The organism is Blastococcus sp. SYSU DS0617 (assembly GCF_054051075.1).
In genome coordinates, this window is the sequence record NZ_JBJHAO010000003.1 from 336,734 (window position 1) to 355,019 (window position 18,286).

Genomic DNA, 18,286 nt, shown 5'->3' on the forward strand with positions numbered 1-18,286 from the left:
GTCCGCTACGTGTCGATACGACCTCCTTACGGTGCGTACCGACGCGCAACGAACAGTGCCCTTCCCCGGCACCGGCGCAGCTGATCGGAGGCCGACGGTGCAGTCCGCGCGCACGACCCCCCGACGCCGTTCCCGGGCCCTCCTCGCCGTGGGGGTGGCGCTCGTCGCCGCCGCCACGGGCGTGCTGGCGCCGGCTCCCGCGGGCGCCACGCCGGGCACCGCTGCCGCGGCGAGGGAACTCGTCCAGAAGGCCGCGCACGAGCTGACGGTCGTCGACGAGCAGCTGCACGAGGCCGAGCTGCTGGTCGCCACCCAGCGGAAGGAGGCGGCAGCCGCCGCCGAGCGGGCCGAGGCAGCGCATGCCGCGATGGCCGTGTTCGAGCCCAAGCTCCGCGCCATCGCGACCACCGGCTACACCGGGAAGACCCAGTCGCGCATGGCCGCCTTCCTCACCAGCGAGTCCGCCGCCGAGCTGGTCCAGCAGATGACGACGCTGGACCTGATCGCCGAGCACACCAACGCCGTCGTGGCCCAGGCGGACGCCGCCCAGGACGCGGCCCGCGCGGCCCAGGCGGCCGCCGACGAGGCCGCCGCCACCGCAGAGGCGGGTGCCCAGCAGCTGCGGGAGCAGAAGGCCGAGGTCGAGAAGCGGGCGGCCGCCTACCAGGCCGACTTCGCCCGGCTCTCGGCCGCCGAGCAGGAGCGCGTGACCACCGCCGTGGCCGGCCGCTCGCTGAACGCCCCCTCCGTCGAGGAGCTCCCGGTGGCCCCGGGCTCGGCGGCTGCCGTGGCCATCCGGGCGGCGCTGGCCGAGGTGGGCGACGCCTACGCCGCCGGCGGCACGGGCCCGAACGCCTACGACTGCTCCGGCCTCACCTCGGCCGCCTACGCGGCCGCCGGCGTGCGGCTGCCGCACTCGAGCCGTGCGCAGTCCCAGCTGGGGCGGCAGGTCTCCCGGAACGAGCTCCGGCCCGGCGACCTGGTCTTCTACTACACGCCGATCAGCCACGTGGCGCTCTACATCGGCAACGGGATGATCGTGCACGCCCGCACCTACGGGAAGCCGGTCGCCGTGACGAGCGTCGACCAGCGCGGCTACCGGTTCGGCGTCCGCCTCACCGGCTGAGGACAATCGCGGGGGTGACCGCCACCGCGTCCGGGCCCGAGGCGCCGCCGACCCTGCGCCCCGACGCCGTCGGCTTCCTCGACACCCTCGTCATCGGCCTCGCGGCCACCTCGCCGGCCTACTCGCTGGCCGCCGTGCTCGGGCCGATCGTCGCCCTGGTGGGGGTGCACGCCCCTGGTGTGCTGCTGGCCTCGTTCCTTCCCATGCTGCTCATCGCGGGGGCCTTCGCCGCGCTCAACCGGGTCGACCCCGACTGTGGCACCACCTTCTCCTGGGTCACGCGGGCGCTGGGCCCCTGGGCGGGCTGGCTGGGCGGCTGGGCGATCGCCATGACCGGCGTCCTCGTGCTGGGCTCGCTCGCCGAGGTGGGCGTCCGCTTCACGCTGCTGGCCGTGGGTCTGGACGGCTGGGCGGAGTCGACGCCGACCGTCATGGCCCTGTCGGTGCTGCTCGTGGTGGTCATGGCGGCGATCTGCGTGCGCGGCACCGAGCTCTCGGCCCGGCTGCAGAACGGCCTGATCGTGGCGCAGACCGTGGCGCTCGCCGTCTTCGCCGTCGTCGCGCTGGTGCGCGGCGTCCGTGGGACCAGCCCGTTCGGCGGCCTGACGCCGGAGTGGAACTGGCTGGACCCGTTCGGGTCGGGTGGCGCGGCGCTGACCGGGGGCCTGCTGCTCGGCGTCTTCGCCTACTGGGGCTGGGAGTCGGCGGTCAACCTGACCGAGGAGACCCGCGACCCGCTGAGCGCGCCCGGCCGGGCCGGCGTCTGGTCGACGGTGGCCCTGCTGATCACCTACCTGGGCGTGGCGACGGCGGTCGTCGCCTTCGCGGGCACCGGCTGGCTGGCCGGCAACGCCGACGAGGAGGAGGCGGTCTTCGCGCTGCTGTCCACCCGGGCGCTCGGTGGCTGGGACTGGGTGGTGCTGGTCGCCGTCGCCACCTCCGCCATCGCCTCGACGCAGACGACCATCATCCCGGCCTCGCGCACCGGGCTGTCGATGGCCCGGCGAGCCGCGTTGCCGCGCCGGTTCGCCTCGATCTCGCCCACGCACCGCACGCCCGACGTCTCCACCTGGTGGGTCGCCGGGATCGGCGTGGCCTGGTACGTCGGCGTCGGGCTGGTCAGCGAGAACGCGCTGTTCGACTCGATCACCGGGCTCTCACTGCTCATCGCGCTCTACTACGCGCTGACCGGCCTGGCCTGCGCCGTCTACTTCCGGCGGCAGCTGCTCTCCAGCGTGCGCAACCTCCTGCTCCTGGGCGTCGGCCCGCTGACCGGGGCGGCGATGCTGGCCTGGCTGCTCGTGCTCTCGGTCCGGGACCTGGCGGACGCGGAGAACTCCTACACCGGGCAGGCCTGGCTCGGGGTGGGCCCGCCGCTGGTCATCGGCGTCGGCGTCATGTCCGCAGGGGTCCTGCTCATGCTCTGGTGGCGCCGGCGCGACGCCACCTTCTGGCGCGAGCGGCGCAGCGCCTACCCCGGCTGACCCGACGGCGGGTGCGGCGTCCCGCCGGCGGCGAGCAGCTCCACCGCGGCGGCGATCCGCTTCGCGCGGGTCTTCTCCGTGTTCGCCGTCTGCACCCGCCACAGGACGGCGTAGCGGTTCTGCCCGTCCAGCGCGTCGAACGCCGCCCGTGCGTCGGGTTCGGCGTCCAGCGCCGCGGCCAGGTCGTCGGGGACGGTGATGGTGGCCGGGCCGGCGTACGCCCGCTCCCACCGTCCGTCGGCCTTCGCCGCCTCGACCACGGCGAGCCCCGCCGGGCGCATCCGCCCCTCGGCGATCAGGCGCTCCACGGTCGCGACGTTCTTCGCCGACCAGACGCTCCTCGGCCGCCGGGGCGTGATCCGCTGCAGGTAGAAGGAGTCGTCCAGCCGGTTGGCGCGGCCGTCGATCCAGCCGAAGCAGAGCAGCACCTCGACCATCTGCTCCCAGTTCACCGAGGGCACGCCCGAGCCCTTCTTCGCGATCTTCACGTAGAGCCCGGGCGCGGTCTCGTGGTGGTCCTCCAGCCACGCCTCGAGAGCGGCCTGGTCGGGGAAGGGCAGCACCGGCAGGTCCGTGGGCAGCGTCACGGAGTCATCGTGCCCGCGGGTGCCGACCGTTTCGGCTTCCTCCCGCGCGGCTATCGGCGGGCGGACGGCCGCACCGCGCGGCACGGGGACGGGGGTGGCGGGTGACAGGCCGGGAACCGGGACCGTCGGCGCTGTGGCTCGTGCGGCACGGCGAGAGCATGGGCAACGTCGCCGACGCGCACGCCCAGCAGGCCGGGGCCGGCCGGCTCGACCTCGACATCCGGGACCCCGACGTGCCGCTGTCGGACACCGGCCGGTCGCAGGCGGAGGCGCTCGGCGCCTGGCTGGCTGCACTGCCGGAGGTCGAGCGCCCGACCGCGGTGCTCAGCTCGCCCTTCGACCGTGCGCTGACCACCGCCCGGCTGGCGACGGCGGACCTGGGGCTCCGGGTGCGCACCGACGAGCGGCTGCGCGAGCGCGACTTCGGCATGTTCGACCGGATGACCGGCGCCGGCATCCGCGAGCAGTTCCCGGACGAGGCCTCGCGCCGCGATCTCCTGGGCAAGTTCTACTACCGGCCGCCGGGCGGGGAGAGCTGGGCCGACGTCGCGCTGCGCATCCGCAGCCTGCTGGCCACCGAGGGCCTGCGGCACGACTGCGAGCGCCTGGTGATCGTCGCGCACCAGGCCGTGATCATGGTCTTCCGGTACGTGCTGGAGGGGCTCACCGAGCAGGAGCTGCTCGCCGTCGACCGCGAGGAGCAGGTCGCCAACGCGTCGCTCACCCGGTACCGGCGCGAGGACTCCGGCGACTTCCGCCTCGTCGCGTTCAACGAGGTGGACCACCTGGCCGCCGAGCACGAGCAGATCACCGAGGAGCCCGATGTCCCCCAGCAGGCCTGAGCCCACCACCGTCACCCCCGGAGTGCTGCGGGCGTGGCCGCTGCCCGAGCCCTCCGGCGGGAAGAACGCGCGCGGCTCGATCCTCGTGATCGGCGGCAGCACCGAGACCCTCGGCGCGGTGCTGCTGGCCGCCGAGGCGGCCATGCGGGCCGGTGCCGGCAAGCTGCAGGTGGCCACGGTCGCCTCCATGGCCCCGCACGTGGCCACCGCACTGCCCGAGGCGCTGGTCCGGGCCCTGCCGCAGACCCGCGGCGGCGCCATCGCCCCGGACGCGGCGGACGTCGTCCGCAACCTGGCCGAGGCGGCCGACGCCGTGCTGATCGGGCCCGGCATGGCCGACAAGGAGGCGACCCAGGCCTTCGGCGAGCGGCTGCTGCCACACCTGAGCGGGCCGCTGGCCCTGGACGCCCTCGGTCTGGCCGCGGTCACCGCCGAGGAGAGCTGCGTGCACCACCTGGACGGGCGGGTCGTGCTCACCCCCAATCCCACCGAGGCCGCCTACGCCCTGCACGTCGAGGAGCGCGAGATCGACGAGGATCCGGCGGGCGCCGCCGCGGACCTGGCCGGCCGGGCGAAGGCGGTGGTGGGGCTGGGCGGGGCCACCTCGTGGACCGCGGCGCCCGACGGGCGGCTGTGGCGGGACGACAGCGGCAACGCAGGGCTGGGCGTCTCCGGCTCCGGTGACGTGCGCGCCGGCATCACAGGTGGCCTGCTCGCGCGCGGGGCCGAGCCGGCCCAGGCCGCGCTGTGGGCCGCGTGGCTGCACGGGCGGGCCGGTGAGCGGCTTGCGTCGTCGATCGGTCCGATGGGCTTCCTCGCCCGGGAGCTGCCGGGCGAGGTGCCCGGCGCGCTGGCGGAGGTCGCCCCCTGAGCGGGCCCCGTCGCGCGTACGTTGAGCGCCCGTCGTCGGACGAGCAGTACGGAGGACCGAGTGCACGTGGACGTACCGGCCAAGGTGGAGGAGATCTACGCCGAGGTGCTGCGGCGGAACCCGGGTGAGGCCGAGTTCCACCAGGCGGTGCGCGAGGTGCTCGAGTCGCTGGCCGTCGTGCTCGGGCGGCACAGCGAGTACGCCGAGATGAAGACGATCGAGCGCATCTGCGAGCCCGAGCGGCAGATCATCTTCCGCGTCCCGTGGCAGGACGACCGGGGCGAGGTGCAGATCAACCGCGGGTTCCGGGTGGAGTTCAACTCCGCGCTCGGGCCCTACAAGGGCGGCCTGCGCTTCCACTCCTCGGTGAACCTCGGCATCGTCAAGTTCCTCGGCTTCGAGCAGATCTTCAAGAACGCGCTCACCGGGATGCCCATCGGCGGCGGCAAGGGCGGCTCGGACTTCGACCCCAAGGGCCGGTCGGACGCCGAGGTGATGCGGTTCTGCCAGTCGTTCATGACCGAGCTCTACCGGCACCTGGGCGAGTACACCGACGTCCCGGCCGGCGACATCGGCGTCGGCGCCCGCGAGATCGGCTACCTCTTCGGCCAGTACAAGCGCATCACCAACCGCTACGAGTCCGGGGTCATCACGGGCAAGGGGCTGGGCTGGGGCGGCGCGCTGGTGCGCACCGAGGCGACCGGCTACGGCGCCGCGTTCTTCGCCGACGCGATGATGCATGCCCGCGGGGAGTCCTTCGACGGCCGGCGGGTGGTCATCAGCGGGTCGGGGAACGTCGCGGTCTACGGCATCGAGAAGGTGCACCAGCTCGGCGGCACCGTCGTGGCCTGTTCGGACTCCAGCGGCTACGTCGTCGACGAGCAGGGCATCGACCTCGAGGTGCTCAAGCAGGTGAAGGAGGTCGAGCGGGCCCGGATCAGCGTCTACGCCGACCGGGTGGACGGCGCCTCCTTCGTCGCGGGCGGCAGCATCTGGGACGTCCCGTGCGAGGTGGCCGTCCCCAGTGCCACGCAGAACGAGCTCGACGGCGGGGCGGCGCGCACGCTGGTCGGCAACGGCTGCCGGTACGTCGTCGAGGGTGCCAACATGCCGGCCACTCCGGAAGCGGTCGACCTCTTCCGGGCCGCCGGCATCGGCTTCGCCCCCGGGAAGGCGGCCAACGCCGGCGGCGTGGCCACCTCGGCCCTGGAGATGCAGCAGAACGCCTCGCGGGACCGGTGGACCTTCGACCACAGCGAGGCCAAGCTCGAGGAGATCATGCGCGGCATCCATGCGCGCTGCCACGAGACGGCCGAGGAGTACGGCTCCCCGGGCGATCTGGTGCTCGGCGCCAACGTGGCCGGGTTCCTGCAGGTGGCCGAAGCGGTGCACGCGCACGGCTTGATCTGATGCCCGGCGCCCCGGCCGCGCCGTGCCGGGCCGGCTGTGCTGGGGTGCAGGGATGAGTGAGAACTTCATCGGCGCCCTGGACTTCGGCACTCCCGCGATCGACGACGAGGCGTTCGTCGCGCCCACGGCGGTCGTGGTGGGCGCGGTGACGATGGGCCCCCGGTCGAGCATCTGGTACGGCGCCGTGGCCCGCGCCGACGCCGAGGTCATCGAGATCGGCGCCGACTCCAACATCCAGGACGGCTGCACGCTGCACTCCGATCCCGGCTTCCCGCTGGTCGTGGGGGAGCGGGTGTCGGTGGGGCACCGGGTGGTGCTGCACGGCGCCCGCATCGACGACGACGTGCTCGTCGGCATGGGCAGCGTGGTCATGAACGGCGCGCACATCGGCTCGGGCTCGATCGTGGCCGCCGGCGCCGTCGTCACCCAGGGCAAGGTCTTCCCGCCGCGGTCGCTGATCGCCGGCGTCCCGGCCAAGGTGATGCGCGAGGCGACCGAGGACGACCAGCTGCACATCCAGTACAACGCGAAGGCCTACAGCGACCGGCTCGACGGCGCGCGACGGGTGCGCCGCATCGAGAGCTGATCAGCCGGCGAGTGCGGCGATCGCGCCGCGGATCTCGTCGATCCCTCGCGCCAGCGTCGCGTCGCCCACCGGGAGCTCGACCCGCACGGTGCCGGGGTCACCGGTGATCGCGGCCTGCGGCCAGGTCCACAGGCCGTCGTCGGCCAGCCGGCGGGCGGCCGCGGTGAACGGCTCGGGCGTGGTACGCAGCAGCAGGTGCAGCATCGGCGTCTGCGGCGGGTCCGGGACGACGGTGACCCCGGGCAGGTCCCGCACCGCGTCGGCCACCTCGCGGGCGCGCTGCAGGTAGGCCGGCATCAGCGGCAGCCGGCGCCGCAGGCAGGTCAGGGCCGATGCCGCCCCCGGCCACAGCCCGAAGAGGGTGCCACCCAGCCGCCGTCGCCATTCGCGGACCTCGGCCACGACGTCCTCCGGCCCGGCCAGGCAGCAGCCGGCCAGCGCGCCGATGCCCTTGTAGAAGCTCGCGTAGACGGTGTCGAAGGGCGCGGCGACCTCGGCGGGGGAGCGCCCGTAGCCGGCCGCGGCCTCCCAGAGCCGGGCGCCGTCCAGGTGGGCGGCCGCGCCCCGCTCCCGCGCCCAGCCCACCTGCGCGACGACGTCGTCCCACGGGGGCAGCTGCCCGCCGAGGTCGCGCTGCGGCAGCTCGACGAGCAGGGCCGCGGGCAGCTCGGCGACCGCGTCCAGGTCGGCGCGCAGCAGGAGCCGGTGCCGGTTCCCGACGGACCGCAGCACCAGCCCGTGCAGCCGCTCGAAGGCCTGCTCCTCGTGCGCGACCAGGTGGCTCTCCGGATGGCAGAGCACGGTCCGGCGGGCACGGCGATCGGCGTGCACCCGGAGCGCTGCCTGCTGCGCCATCACGCCGCTGGGCAGGTACACCGCGGCGGGCTTGCCGAGCAGCGCGGCGACCTCCGCCTCCAGCTCGGCGACGACGCCACCCTCGCCGTACCGGTCCGCTGCCGTGTCCGGCGGGACCGTGGCCAGCAGGGCCCCGGGGCGCCACTCGCCGTGGCCGGTGAGCGAGCGGTCGCAGGTGTCGCGCAGCGCGAGGAGGTCGTCGTCCACACCGGACAGTCTGCGGTCCTGCCCTTCGCTAGCGTCGGCGCGTGCCCGCCTTCGAGCTGCTGCCGGTCCACCACGTCCAGCTGGCCATCCCGCGTGGCGGTGAGGAGCACTGCCGGGCGTTCTGGCGCGACGTCCTCGGCATGCGGGAGCTGGACAAGCCGCCGGTCCTCGCGGCGCGGGGCGGCTGCTGGTTCCGGGGCGGCGGCCTCGAGGTGCACCTCGGCGTCGAGGATCCCTTCGTCCCGGCGCGCAAGGCGCATCCCGGGCTGCAGGTGAGGGGCCTGCGCGCCGTGGCCGAGGCGCTGGAGGGAGCCGGCCACCGGGTGACCTGGGACGACGACTTCCCCGGGCACGACCGCTTCTACGCGGCCGATCCGTTCGGCAACCGGCTGGAATTCCTGGAGCCGACCGGCGAGCGGTGACCGCCGGCCCGACGAACCATGCGAACTCGTGGCGATCGGCGGGTGATGACCACGGCTTCGCAGGGTTCGGCCCGGTCAGCGGGTGAGCAGCTCGCTGAGCAGCCCGCCGACCGCGTCGACCTCCACGAGGAAGCCGTCGTGCCCGTACGGCGAGGAGATCAGCCGTAGCGGCACGCCCAGGGCGTCGGCGACGCGCTGCTGCAGCGCCGGCGGGTAGAGCCGGTCGCTGTCGATGCCGGCGACGACGGTGCGCGCGGTCACCCGGGCCAGCGCCGCCTCCACCCCGCCGCGGCCGCGGCCGACGTCCCAGGAGTTCATCGCCTCGGTGAGGACGACGTAGCTGCCGGCGTCGAACCGGCCGGCCAGCTTGTCGGCGTGGTGGTCCAGGTAGCTGGCGACGGCGTAACGGCCGTCCTCCTGCACGCGCGAGGCGAAGCGCGCGTCGAGCTCCAGCGCGCTGCGGTAGGTCAGGTGAGCGATCCGGCGGGCGATCCCCAGCCCGTCGGACGGCGGGTCGGACCGGTCGTAGTCGCCGCCGCGCCACCGTGGATCGACGCGGATGGCCGCCTGCTGCGTGGTCTGGGTGCCGATCTGGTCGCCGGACGCGGCCGCCCCCGAGGCCAGGAAGAACAGCGACCCGACCCGCTGGGGCAGCGCCACGGCCCACTCCAGCGCCCGCATGCCGCCCATCGAGCCGCCCACCACGCAGGCCCAGCGGTCGATGCCCAGCGCGTCGGCCAGGGCGACCTCGACCCGCACCTGGTCGCCCACCGTCACCTCGGGGAAGCGGGATCCCCAGCGGGCGCCGTCCGGGGCGAGGGAGCCGGGCCCGGTCGTCCCCTGGCAGCCGCCGAGCACGTTGGCGCAGACGACGAACCACCGGTCGGTGTCCAGCGGGCGCCCGGGGCCGACCAGCCCCTCCCACCAGCCCGCCGTCGCGTGACCGGGCCCGGACCGACCGACGACGTGGCTGTCACCGGTCAGCGCGTGCTCGACGAGGACGGCGTTGCTGCGGTCGGGGGCGAGCGTGCCCCACGTCTCGTAGGCGACCCGCACGTCGGCGAGCTCGCCGCCCCGCTCGAGCGGGACGGCGGGCAGGTCGAGGAAGAGCCGGTCGCCGACCGGATCCCCCTCGACCCACCCGCCCATCGTCAGGCGGACTTCGCCGCGCGGAAACCGGCCTCGAGGTCGGCGAGGATGTCCTCGATCCCCTCCAGGCCGACGGCCAGGCGCACCAGACCGGGGGTGACACCGGTGGTCAGCTGCTCCTCGGGGGTCAGCTGCGAGTGGGTCGTCGACGCGGGGTGGATCACCAGCGAGCGCACGTCGCCGATGTTGGCCACGTGGCTGTGCAGCTCGAGCGCCTCGACGAACTTCTGGCCGGCCTCCTTGCCGCCGTGCAGCTCGAAGGTGAGGACGGCGCCGGCGCCCTTCGGGGCGTACTTCTGCTGCGCCGCGTGCCACTGGTTGGTGGGCAGGCCGGCGTAGTTGACCCGGTCGACGGCGTCGTGGGCCTCGAGGAACTCCGCCACCCGCTGGGCGTTGGCCACGTGCCGGTCCATGCGCAGCGACAGGGTCTCGATGCCCTGCACGACCAGGAAGGCGTTGAAGGGGGAGACGGCCGGGCCGAGGTCGCGCAGCAGCTGCACCCGGGCCTTGAGCGCGAAGGCCGGCGCACCGAGGTCGGCGTAGACGACGCCGTGGTAGGTCGGGTCCGGCGTCGTGAACATGGGGTGCTTGCCGCCGCGCCAGTCGAACGAGCCGCCGTCGACGATCAGGCCGGCGATCGCCGTGCCGTGGCCGCCCAGGTACTTGGTCGCCGAGTGCACGACGACGTCGGCGCCGAACTCGAAGGGTCGGATCAGGTACGGGGTGGCCACCGTGTTGTCCACGATGAGCGGGACGCCGTTGCGGTGCGCGACGCCGGCGACGGTCTCGATGTCGAGCACGTCGCCCTTCGGGTTGCCGATGGTCTCGGCGTAGAAGGCCCGGGTGTTCTCCTGCACCAGCGACTGCCAGTTCTCCGGGTCGTCGGGGTTCTCGACGAAGGAGACGGTGATGCCCATCTTGGGCAGCGAGTGGTGCAGCAGGTTGTAGGTGCCGCCGTAGAGGGACGCCGACGCCACGACGTGGTCGCCGGCCTCGGCGAGGTTGAGGATGGCCAGCGTCTCCGCGGCCTGCCCCGAGGCCACCGCGAGTGCCGCGACGCCGCCCTCCAGCGAGGCGACGCGCTGCTCGAGCGCGTCCTGCGTCGGGTTCATGATCCGGGTGTAGATGTTGCCCATCTCGGCCAGCGCGAACAGGTCCGCGGCGTGCTGGCTGTCGCGGAACTGGTAGCTGGTCGTCTGGTAGATCGGCAGGGCGCGGGCCCCGGTCGTCGGGTCGGGGCTGGTGCCGGCGTGGATCTGCCGGGTCTCGAAGCTCCAGTTCTGCGGGTCGCTCATGCGCCGTCTCCTTCCGCTCAGGAGATCCCGCGGCGCACGGGAGCCCCGTCCTTGCCCCGCGGCGGACGCCGCGACGGCCGGCTCTTCCCCTGGAGCACCTCAGACGGAGTAGGAGGTTGCCGGGCAGTCAGCCAGGTGCTTCGCACTGCCTCTCGTGAGCCGAGCCGATCTTAGGCGCCTCGGTTGTCCCACGTGAAACACGGGTCCCACCGGCCCGGCTGCAGCGGGATCCTCCGTCAGAGCACCTTGGAGAGGAAGGCGCGGGTGCGTTCGTGCTGCGGGTCGGTGAGCACCTGCCGCGGGTCGCCGGCCTCGACGACGGCGCCGTCGTCCATGAACACCAGGCTGTCGCCCACCTCGCGGGCGAAGCCCATCTCGTGGGTGACCACCACCATGGTCATCCCGTCCGCGGCCAGGCCCCGCATGACGTCGAGCACCTCGCCGACCAGCTCCGGGTCCAGGGCCGAGGTGGGCTCGTCGAACAGCATGAGCTGCGGCTCCATCGCCAGGGCGCGGGCGATCGCGACCCGCTGCTGCTGGCCGCCGGAGAGCTGGTTCGGGTAGGTGTGGATCCGGTCGCCCAGCCCGACCCGCTCCAGCAGGGCGGCGCCGCGCTCGCGGGCCTCCGCCCGCTTCACGCCCTTCACCTGGACCGGCGCCTCGACGACGTTCTCCAGCGCGGTCATGTGCGGGAAGAGGTTGAAGCGCTGGAAGACCATGCCGATCTCGCGGCGCTGGGCGGCCACCTCGGCGTCGCGCAGCTCGTGCAGCCGGCCGCCCTTCTCGCGGTAGCCGACCAGGTGGCCGTTCACCGACAGCCGTCCGGCGTCGATCCGCTCGAGGTGGTTGATGCAGCGCAGGAACGTGGACTTGCCCGAGCCCGACGGGCCGACGATGCACATGACCTCGCGGGGGGCGACCTCCAGGTCGATCCCCTTGAGCACCTCCACGTGGCCGAAGGACTTGTGCACGCCCTCGGCCTTCACCATCGGCGGGCCCGGCACGCTGCTCATCGGACGCTGCCGGCCTGGGCGGCCTCGCGGGCCGCCCGCTGCCGCCGCGTCTCGCGGGCGCCGAACCCGCGGCTGAACCGCTTCTCCAGGAAGTGCTGGCCGATCATGAGCATGCTGGCCAGGGCCAGGTACCAGAGGATCGAGGCGACGGCCATCGGGATGACCTGGAACGTGCGGCTGCCGATGGCGCGCAGCTGGAAGTTCAGCTCGTTGGACACCGGCACCGCGATCAGCAGCGAGGTGTCCTTGAGCATCGCGATCGTCTCGTTGCCCATCGGCGGGATGATGACGCGCATCGCCTGGGGCAGCACGATCCGGCGCATCGTCTTCCCGCGGCCCATCCCCAGCGCGGCGGCCGCCTCGGTCTGCCCGGGGTCGACCGACTGGATGCCGGCCCGCACGATCTCGGCCGCGTAGGCGGCCTCGGACAGCGCCAGCCCCAGCAGGCCGGCGACGAACCCGCGGAAGATGTCGTTGCCGTCCAGGCTCAGGAAGCGCCAGTCGCCCTCCCAGCCGAAGAAGCCCATCAGCTGCTGGTCGAAGGGGAAGCCCAGCTCGTAGGTCGAGTACAGCGCCCCGAGGCTGGCCGAGAAGAACAGCAGCACGATGCGCGGGATGGCGCGGAAGAACCAGATGTAGACCCACGCCGCGCCCGAGACGACCGGGTTGGCCGACAGCCGCATGATCGCCAGCACGATGCCGAGCAGGATGCCGATGGCCATGGCCAGCACCGTCATGATCAGCGTGGTCCGCGCGCCCCGGAGGACGGCGTCGCTGAACATGTTCTCGACCATGAAGTCCCACTGGAACACCGGGTTGGTGGCCAGCATGTGGACGAACATCGCGGCGAGCACGGCGATGACGGCGGTGGCGATCCAGCGGCCGGGATGACGGACCGGCACCGCCCGGATCTGCTCGGGCGGTGCCGGGGTCGTGCTCGTGTCGGGCATGGGGAGGTGCGGAGGCGTCAGTCGACGGTCGGGTTGACGGTCGGGTCGTCGATCGCGCCGGCCTCGACGCCCCACTTCTCGAGGATCTCCTCGTAGGTGCCGTCCTCGATCAGCGCGGTGAGCGCATCGGCCAGCACCTCCGCGAACTCCGTCTGCTCCGACGGGACGACGTAGCCGTAGGGCGCGGAGTCGTAGATGTCGCCGAGCAGCTCGAGCTGGTCGCCGGTCTGCTGGACCGCGTAGGCCATGACCGGGGAGTCGGCGAGGCCGGCGTCCACCCGGCCCGAGACCAGCGCGGCGGTGGCCTCGTCCTGGCCCTCGAACTGCTGGATGTCGATGGCCTCCTCGCCGGCGGCCTCGCACTCGGCCGAGCGGGCGGTGATGTCCTCGACCTGGACGGTGTCGGCCTGCACGGCGACCGACAGCCCGCAGGCGTTGTCGGGGTCGACGTCCTCCGGGTTGCCCGACTGCACGGCCCACTGGGTGCCCGCGGAGAAGTAGCTCACCATCGTCGCCTCGGCGAGGCGGTCGGGGTTGATCGTGAAGGAGGAGACGCCCACCTCGTACCGGCCCGAGCCGACGCCGGCGATGATCGAGCCGAAGTCCGCCGACTCGAACTCCGCATCGAACCCGAGCTTCTGCGCCACCAGCGCGAACAGGTCGATGTCGAAGCCGACGATCGTCTCGCCGTCGGCGGCGATGAACTCGCTCGGCGCGTAGCTGGTGTCGGTGCCGACGGTGATCTTCCCGTCCTCGCCGATCTCGTCAGGCACCCGGGCGGCCAGCTCCTCGTCGACCTCGACGGCGGGCAGGAGCTCCCCGGCGGCGTTCTCGGCGGAGGGCTCTGAGCTGTCGGGGTCGTCGCCGCAGCCGGTGAGGACCACTGCGACGGTGGAGGCGGCGGCGACGGCGGTCGCGGCGCGGCGGGTCAGGGAACGTGCAGACACGGGCGGGGTCTCCTTCGGGCGGGGCAGACACCAGATCTTGCCCTGCCGTTTCCCGCTACGTCGCGTGAGGGCGGTACCGCTTCGATCACGGAGTCGACGGCGACGTCGGTCCGGCGGTGTCCTCGTCCTCCGGCTCGCCGGTCGGTTCGGCCGGCTCCGACGTCTCCGTGGGGTCGTCCGGCTCGCCGGTCGGCTCTGCCGTGGAGGTGCCGGGCGAGCTCGTGGACGGGGTGGTCGTCGGGGTGCTGGTCGTCCCCGGCCCGGCGGTGGGGGACGGCTCCCCGGTGGGCTCGGGCTCCTCGGTGGGCTCCGTCGGCAGACCGGGCACCACGGGCGCCTCCACGTCGCTGCCTCCGTCGGCCGGCCTGCTGGCGGATCCTTGCTCGTCGGGCCGGACGTTGAGGTACAGCGTGAAGATCGCCAGGAACAGCACCGACAGGATCACCGTGGAGGTCCGTGCCCGGCCGAGGTGGTCGGGGACGGAACCCCAGTTCCACCACCGGGAGGTGGGCGGTGCCGCCGCGGTGCCGCTGGTCGGGGCCGTGCTGACGGTGGGCTCGTCGCCCTCGGCGCGGGGCCGGTCGTCCTGGGGGGTGGTCACGCGTCCTCCCTCTCCCGCTCGGGCCGGGACGTCGGCTCGTCATCGGAGACCGACGGCGTGCTGACCTTCATGCCCTGGTCGCGGAACGCGTCGACGACGCGGGCGCGCAGCTCGCGGCCGACGTCGAACTGCTTGCCCGGCAGGGTGCGCGCCACCATCCGGACGTTCACCTGCTCCAGGCCCAGGCTCTCCACACCCATCACGCTGGGCAGGTCGAGCAGCAGCGGGCGCAGCGCGGGGTCCCGGAACGCCTCCCGGCCGACCGTGCGCAGGACCTCGTTGACCCGGTTGACGTCCGTACCGGTGGGCACCGGCACGTCGACCACCGCCCGCGCCCAGTCCCGCGACAGGTTGATGACCTTGACGATCTGCCCGTTCGGCACGGTGACTACCTCGCCGTCGACGGAGCGCACGCGGGTGATGCGCAGCGTCACGTCCTCGACCGTGCCCTGGGCCGGCTCCATCCCGCCGACGACCTGGATGGAGACGACGTCCCCGAAGCCGTACTGCCGCTCGGTGATGATGAAGAACCCGGCCAGGACGTCGCCGACGATCCGCTGCGCACCGAAGCCGAGGCCCACGCCCAGCACGGTCGCCGGGGCCACCAGGCCGGTGATCGGCACGCCGAGCCGGTCGAGCACGAAGAACACCGCGATCGAGTAGATGAGGACGACCGCGGCCCAGGTGAGCACCTGGGTGAGGGAGTGCCGGTGCTTGGCCGCCTCGGAGCGCACGAGCGCGTCGCCCTCGGTGTAGCGGGCGTCGATGCGGTCGGTGATCCGGCTGCCGGCCCACGACACGAGCCGGGCGAGCAGCAGTGAGCCCAGGATGATCAGGACCACCTCGAGCCCACGCCCGGACAGCCAGTCCAGGACGTCTCTCAGCGCGTCGCCCACGAAGGGTTCCTCCTCGTCGATCTCGTCGTCGCCCAGCCTGGCGTGCGCGGTGGTGGGCTGCTCATCGGGGTTCCACGAACAGTGACTGGGTGGAGCGGCCGATCGCCCCGTCGGCGTCGAAGAGGACGGCGGAGCACTGCGCGGCCCCCGAGTCGCCCAGCACCGTGGTCGCGTCCATGCCCAGCCACTCCCCGCGCGGTGGGCGGTGCAGCGACACGCTCAGGTCGACGTTGGCGAAGGTTGCGGTGCTCCAGTCGAGGATCGCGGAGATGCCGCTGGCCGCGTCGGTCATGACGAGCAGGTGCTGCAGCGGGGTGATCGGCTCGCCCTCCACCAGCGTGCACTGCGGGCGGGTCCAGGCGGCGGCCGGCCCCGGGGAGTTGAAGCTGCCGCCGGCGAACCGCCACTCCAGCGCCTTGTGGTAGGCGACGTCGGAGCGGAAGAAGGCTGCCTCGTCCCGCCGGCTCTCCGGGACGCCGGCGGGCGCGGGGTGCGCAGCGGCCGGCGCCGCGCCCTCGGCGGCCTCCGGGAGGTCCTCGGTGCGGGTGCGCATCCGCCAGGCCGAGAGCCGCATGAGCGGGCGCCCGTCCCCGGCGTCCAGGACGGCCTCGACGAGCTCGACGCGGCGGCCGGGCCGCAGGACGGTGGTGCTGATCCGTACCGGCCCGACCGGCACCGGGCCGAGGATGTCGTAGTTCAGCCGCACCGTCTGCCCGCCCGGGATGCCGCTGGCGCGTTCCGCCTCGCGGGCCAGCAGCGCCGCCGGTGGGCCCGCGTGCTGGAGCGCGGGATCCCACGGCCCGATGGTCAGGGCGGTGGCCCTGAACCCGTCGTCGGTGGGGGCGTGCAGGGCGCCGGGCAGCTCCATGCCCCCAGTCTCCCGTGCGGGTACGACGCCGCCGGGGACCACCCGGTCGGGCGAGCGCGGGGCGCGCGCGGGGCGGTCGGTTTGCGCGCGCCCGCGCTTGTGCGGACCGTGGAGCACGGCGCTCCGTTCACCGCCGGGCGGAGCCGCCGTCGAACCGAACGGAGGGGCGCCGTACCGGCGCTGGACACCTGTGACCCTGAACCCGACCACGACACCGCCCGCGCAGGAGTCGACCGACCCCGCGGGCAGCACCGGACCTGCCGCTGCCGACGCCGTCCACCCGGCGCTGGCCCAGCCGCCCCGGTCCGCCGTCGACCGCGGTGGCCGCCTGGACACCACCGTGTTCGGCATCGCCGCCGTCGTGTCCCTGGCGTTCGTCGCCTGGGGCTTCCTCTCCCCGTCCGGCCTGGGCAGCGCCAGCGGGAACGCCCTGACCTGGATCGTGAGCAACCTCGGCTGGCTGTTCGTGCTCCTCGCCTCGTCCTTCGTCGTCTTCGTCCTCTGGCTGGCGGGCAGCCGGTACGGGCGGATCCCGCTGGGCCGTGACGACGAGCAGCCGGAGTTCCGGACGGTCTCCTGGATCGCCATGATGTTCAGCGCCGGCATGGGCATCGGGCTGATGTTCTTCGGCGTCAGCGAGCCGCTGACCCACTACGTGTCACCGCCCCCGCGCACGGTCGACGCCGAGACGCCCGAGGCGATCTCGACGGCGATGGCCACCACGCTGTTCCACTGGAGCCTGCACCCGTGGGCCATCTACGCCGTCGTCGGCCTGGCCATCGCCTACGGCACGTTCCGCCGGGGCCGCCCGCAGCTGATCAGCGCCGCGTTCGCGCCGCTGTTCGGCCGCCGCAGGACCGAGGGCCCGGCGGGCAAGTTCATCGACGTCCTGGCCATCTTCGCCACGCTGTTCGGCTCGGCGGCCTCGCTCGGGCTCGGTGCGCTGCAGATCGGCAGCGGCGTGGAGATCCTCGGCTGGCTCGGCGACGCCGGCAACGGCCTGCTGGTGGCGATCATCGCGGTGCTCACCGCCGCGTTCGTCGCCTCGGCGGTCTCCGGGGTGGCCAAGGGCATCCAGTGGCTGTCCAACATCAACATGGTGCTGGCCGGCGTGCTCGCGCTGTTCGTCTTCGTCGTCGGCCCGACGGTCCTCATCCTCAACCTCGTCCCGGGGGCCATCGGCGCCTACTTCTCCGACCTGGCCGAGATGGCCGGGCGGACCGAGGCCAGCGGGGGCGACCCGATGGCCGAGTGGCTGCGCGGCTGGACGGTCTTCTACTGGGCCTGGTGGATCAGCTGGACGCCGTTCGTCGGGCTGTTCCTCGCCCGGATCAGCCGGGGCCGCACGATCCGCCAGTTCGTCGCCGGTGTGCTGCTCGTGCCCAGCGTGGTGAGCCTGGTGTGGTTCGCGATCTTCGGCGGTGCCGGCATCGCGGCCCAGCGCGACGGCTCGGACGTCGCCGGGCAGTCGACCAGCGAGGGGCAGCTGTTCGGCGTCCTGGACACCTACCCGCTGGCGACCGTGATGACGGTGCTGGTCATGGTGCTGGTGGCGATCTTCTTCGTCTCCGGTGCCGACGCCGCCTCGATCGTCATGGGCTCGCTGTCCGAGCGCGGGACCATCGAGCCCACCCGCCGGATCGTGATCTTCTGGGGCGTCGTGATGGGCGCCGTGGCGGCGATCATGCTGCTGGTCGGCGGGGACGAGGCGCTCACCGGCCTGCAGAACCTGACGATCATCGCCGCGCTGCCCTTCGCGCTGGTCATGGTCGGGCTGGCCGCGTCCCTGGCCAAGGACGTGCGCTCGGACCCGATGGTGCTGCGCCGGACCGCCGCGGTCGAGGCCGTGGAGCAGGCCGTGGTGCACGGCATCCGGCACCACGGGGACGACTTCGTGCTGTCGGTGAAGCCGGCGCCCGACACCGACGGGGACGGGGTGCCCGACGTGGCGGGGCCCGTCCGCACCGCTGCCCAGCGGGAACGGGCGTCGGGGACGGCCGGCACGGCCGACGTCGGCTCCCCGCTGCCCGCGGAGTCGCGCCGCGACGGCGCCTGACGCACGGAACCGGGGGGGGGGGGGGGGGGGGGGGGGGGGGGGGGGGGGGGGGGGGGGGGGGGGGGGGGGGGGGGGGGGGGGGGGGGGGGGGGGGGGGGGGGGGGGGGGGGGGCGGCGGCGG

Annotated in this window: 18 protein-coding genes and 1 riboswitch; of the genes, 8 read left to right on the forward strand and 10 right to left on the reverse strand. The window is 73.7% G+C overall.

All coding sequences use genetic code 11. From position 1 onward, the window contains the following. Positions 1 to 97 precede the first annotated feature (97 nt). Together ACI793_RS06195 and ACI793_RS06200 are read left to right on the forward strand one after the other, a co-directional pair. Complete coding sequence (locus ACI793_RS06195; RefSeq protein WP_456605495.1) at positions 98 to 1,126, forward strand: C40 family peptidase; 1,029 nt, start codon at positions 98 to 100, stop codon at positions 1,124 to 1,126. 14 nt (positions 1,127 to 1,140) lie between these two features. Next, a complete protein-coding gene (locus ACI793_RS06200) occupies positions 1,141 to 2,610 on the forward strand; it encodes an APC family permease (protein WP_456605496.1) in 1,470 nt (489 codons plus the stop codon). Here the strand turns inward: ACI793_RS06200 and ACI793_RS06205 are convergent. Then, the gene (locus tag ACI793_RS06205) at positions 2,598 to 3,197 is read right to left on the reverse strand and encodes a YdeI/OmpD-associated family protein (protein WP_456605497.1); all 600 of its coding nucleotides are present in this window, start codon (positions 3,195 to 3,197) and stop codon (positions 2,598 to 2,600) included. The genes ACI793_RS06200 and ACI793_RS06205 overlap by 13 nt on opposite strands. A gap of 101 nt (positions 3,198 to 3,298) precedes the next feature. Between ACI793_RS06205 and ACI793_RS06210 the strand changes: the two genes are divergently transcribed. Genes ACI793_RS06210 through ACI793_RS06225 form a run of 4 tightly spaced genes read left to right on the forward strand, consistent with a single transcriptional unit; the run spans position 3,299 to position 6,906 of the window. Further along, positions 3,299 to 4,039 (forward strand): histidine phosphatase family protein, encoded by a 741-nt coding sequence (locus ACI793_RS06210; RefSeq protein ID WP_456605498.1) that lies wholly within the window; start codon positions 3,299 to 3,301, stop codon positions 4,037 to 4,039. Then, entirely contained in the window at positions 4,020 to 4,910 is an 891-nt protein-coding gene (locus ACI793_RS06215) for an NAD(P)H-hydrate dehydratase (protein WP_456605499.1), read from the forward strand. Before ACI793_RS06210 ends, ACI793_RS06215 begins: the two co-directional genes overlap by 20 nt. Before the next feature lie 60 nt (positions 4,911 to 4,970). Further along, entirely contained in the window at positions 4,971 to 6,320 is a 1,350-nt protein-coding gene (gene gdhA, locus ACI793_RS06220) for an NADP-specific glutamate dehydrogenase (protein ID WP_456605500.1), read from the forward strand. Between the two features lie 52 nt (positions 6,321 to 6,372). After that, the gene (locus tag ACI793_RS06225; RefSeq protein ID WP_456605501.1) at positions 6,373 to 6,906 is read left to right on the forward strand and encodes a gamma carbonic anhydrase family protein; all 534 of its coding nucleotides are present in this window, start codon (positions 6,373 to 6,375) and stop codon (positions 6,904 to 6,906) included. On the opposite strand, the gene ACI793_RS06230 is transcribed toward ACI793_RS06225, so the two are convergent. Then, a complete protein-coding gene (locus ACI793_RS06230; protein WP_456605502.1) occupies positions 6,907 to 7,968 on the reverse strand; it encodes a threonine aldolase family protein in 1,062 nt (353 codons plus the stop codon). Between the two features lie 41 nt (positions 7,969 to 8,009). Between ACI793_RS06230 and ACI793_RS06235 the strand changes: the two genes are divergently transcribed. Then, on the forward strand, positions 8,010 to 8,390 hold the full coding sequence (locus ACI793_RS06235; protein ID WP_456605503.1) for a VOC family protein: 381 nt from the start codon (positions 8,010 to 8,012) through the stop codon (positions 8,388 to 8,390). Positions 8,391 to 8,465: 75 nt separating this feature from the next. Here ACI793_RS06235 and metX read toward each other — a convergent pair whose 3' ends face one another. The 8 genes from metX to ACI793_RS06275 all read right to left on the reverse strand — a co-directional run bounded on the left by metX (position 8,466) and on the right by ACI793_RS06275 (position 16,109). Beyond that, on the reverse strand, positions 8,466 to 9,539 hold the full coding sequence (gene metX, locus ACI793_RS06240) for a homoserine O-acetyltransferase MetX (RefSeq protein WP_456605504.1): 1,074 nt from the start codon (positions 9,537 to 9,539) through the stop codon (positions 8,466 to 8,468). 2 nt (positions 9,540 to 9,541) lie between these two features. Beyond that, entirely contained in the window at positions 9,542 to 10,834 is a 1,293-nt protein-coding gene (locus ACI793_RS06245) for a bifunctional o-acetylhomoserine/o-acetylserine sulfhydrylase (protein ID WP_456605505.1), read from the reverse strand. Positions 10,835 to 10,876: 42 nt separating this feature from the next. Then, a riboswitch (SAM riboswitch) is annotated at positions 10,877 to 10,994 on the reverse strand. A gap of 76 nt (positions 10,995 to 11,070) precedes the next feature. Next, a complete protein-coding gene (locus ACI793_RS06250; RefSeq protein ID WP_456605506.1) occupies positions 11,071 to 11,847 on the reverse strand; it encodes an amino acid ABC transporter ATP-binding protein in 777 nt (258 codons plus the stop codon). Next, the gene (locus ACI793_RS06255; RefSeq protein ID WP_456605507.1) at positions 11,844 to 12,797 is read right to left on the reverse strand and encodes an amino acid ABC transporter permease; all 954 of its coding nucleotides are present in this window, start codon (positions 12,795 to 12,797) and stop codon (positions 11,844 to 11,846) included. The genes ACI793_RS06250 and ACI793_RS06255 overlap by 4 nt, the downstream gene beginning before the upstream one ends. A 17-nt stretch (positions 12,798 to 12,814) precedes the next feature. Next, positions 12,815 to 13,744: an ABC transporter substrate-binding protein gene (locus ACI793_RS06260; RefSeq protein WP_456605508.1), complete on the reverse strand. Its 930-nt coding sequence runs from the start codon at positions 13,742 to 13,744 to the stop codon at positions 12,815 to 12,817. Between the two features lie 85 nt (positions 13,745 to 13,829). Further along, positions 13,830 to 14,345 carry a hypothetical protein gene (locus ACI793_RS06265; protein ID WP_456605509.1) on the reverse strand — a complete coding sequence of 172 codons (516 nt, stop codon included), beginning with the start codon at positions 14,343 to 14,345 and terminating at the stop codon, positions 13,830 to 13,832. Continuing rightward, the gene (locus ACI793_RS06270) at positions 14,342 to 15,241 is read right to left on the reverse strand and encodes a mechanosensitive ion channel family protein (protein ID WP_456605510.1); all 900 of its coding nucleotides are present in this window, start codon (positions 15,239 to 15,241) and stop codon (positions 14,342 to 14,344) included. The genes ACI793_RS06265 and ACI793_RS06270 overlap by 4 nt, the downstream gene beginning before the upstream one ends. Positions 15,242 to 15,302: 61 nt before the next feature. Continuing rightward, positions 15,303 to 16,109, reverse strand: a complete 807-nt coding sequence (locus tag ACI793_RS06275; protein ID WP_456605511.1) for a thioesterase family protein — start codon at positions 16,107 to 16,109, stop codon at positions 15,303 to 15,305. 190 nt (positions 16,110 to 16,299) lie between these two features. On the opposite strand from ACI793_RS06275, the gene ACI793_RS06280 reads away from it, so the two are divergent. Continuing rightward, a complete protein-coding gene (locus ACI793_RS06280; RefSeq protein WP_456605512.1) occupies positions 16,300 to 18,165 on the forward strand; it encodes a BCCT family transporter in 1,866 nt (621 codons plus the stop codon). Positions 18,166 to 18,286 lie beyond the last annotated feature (121 nt).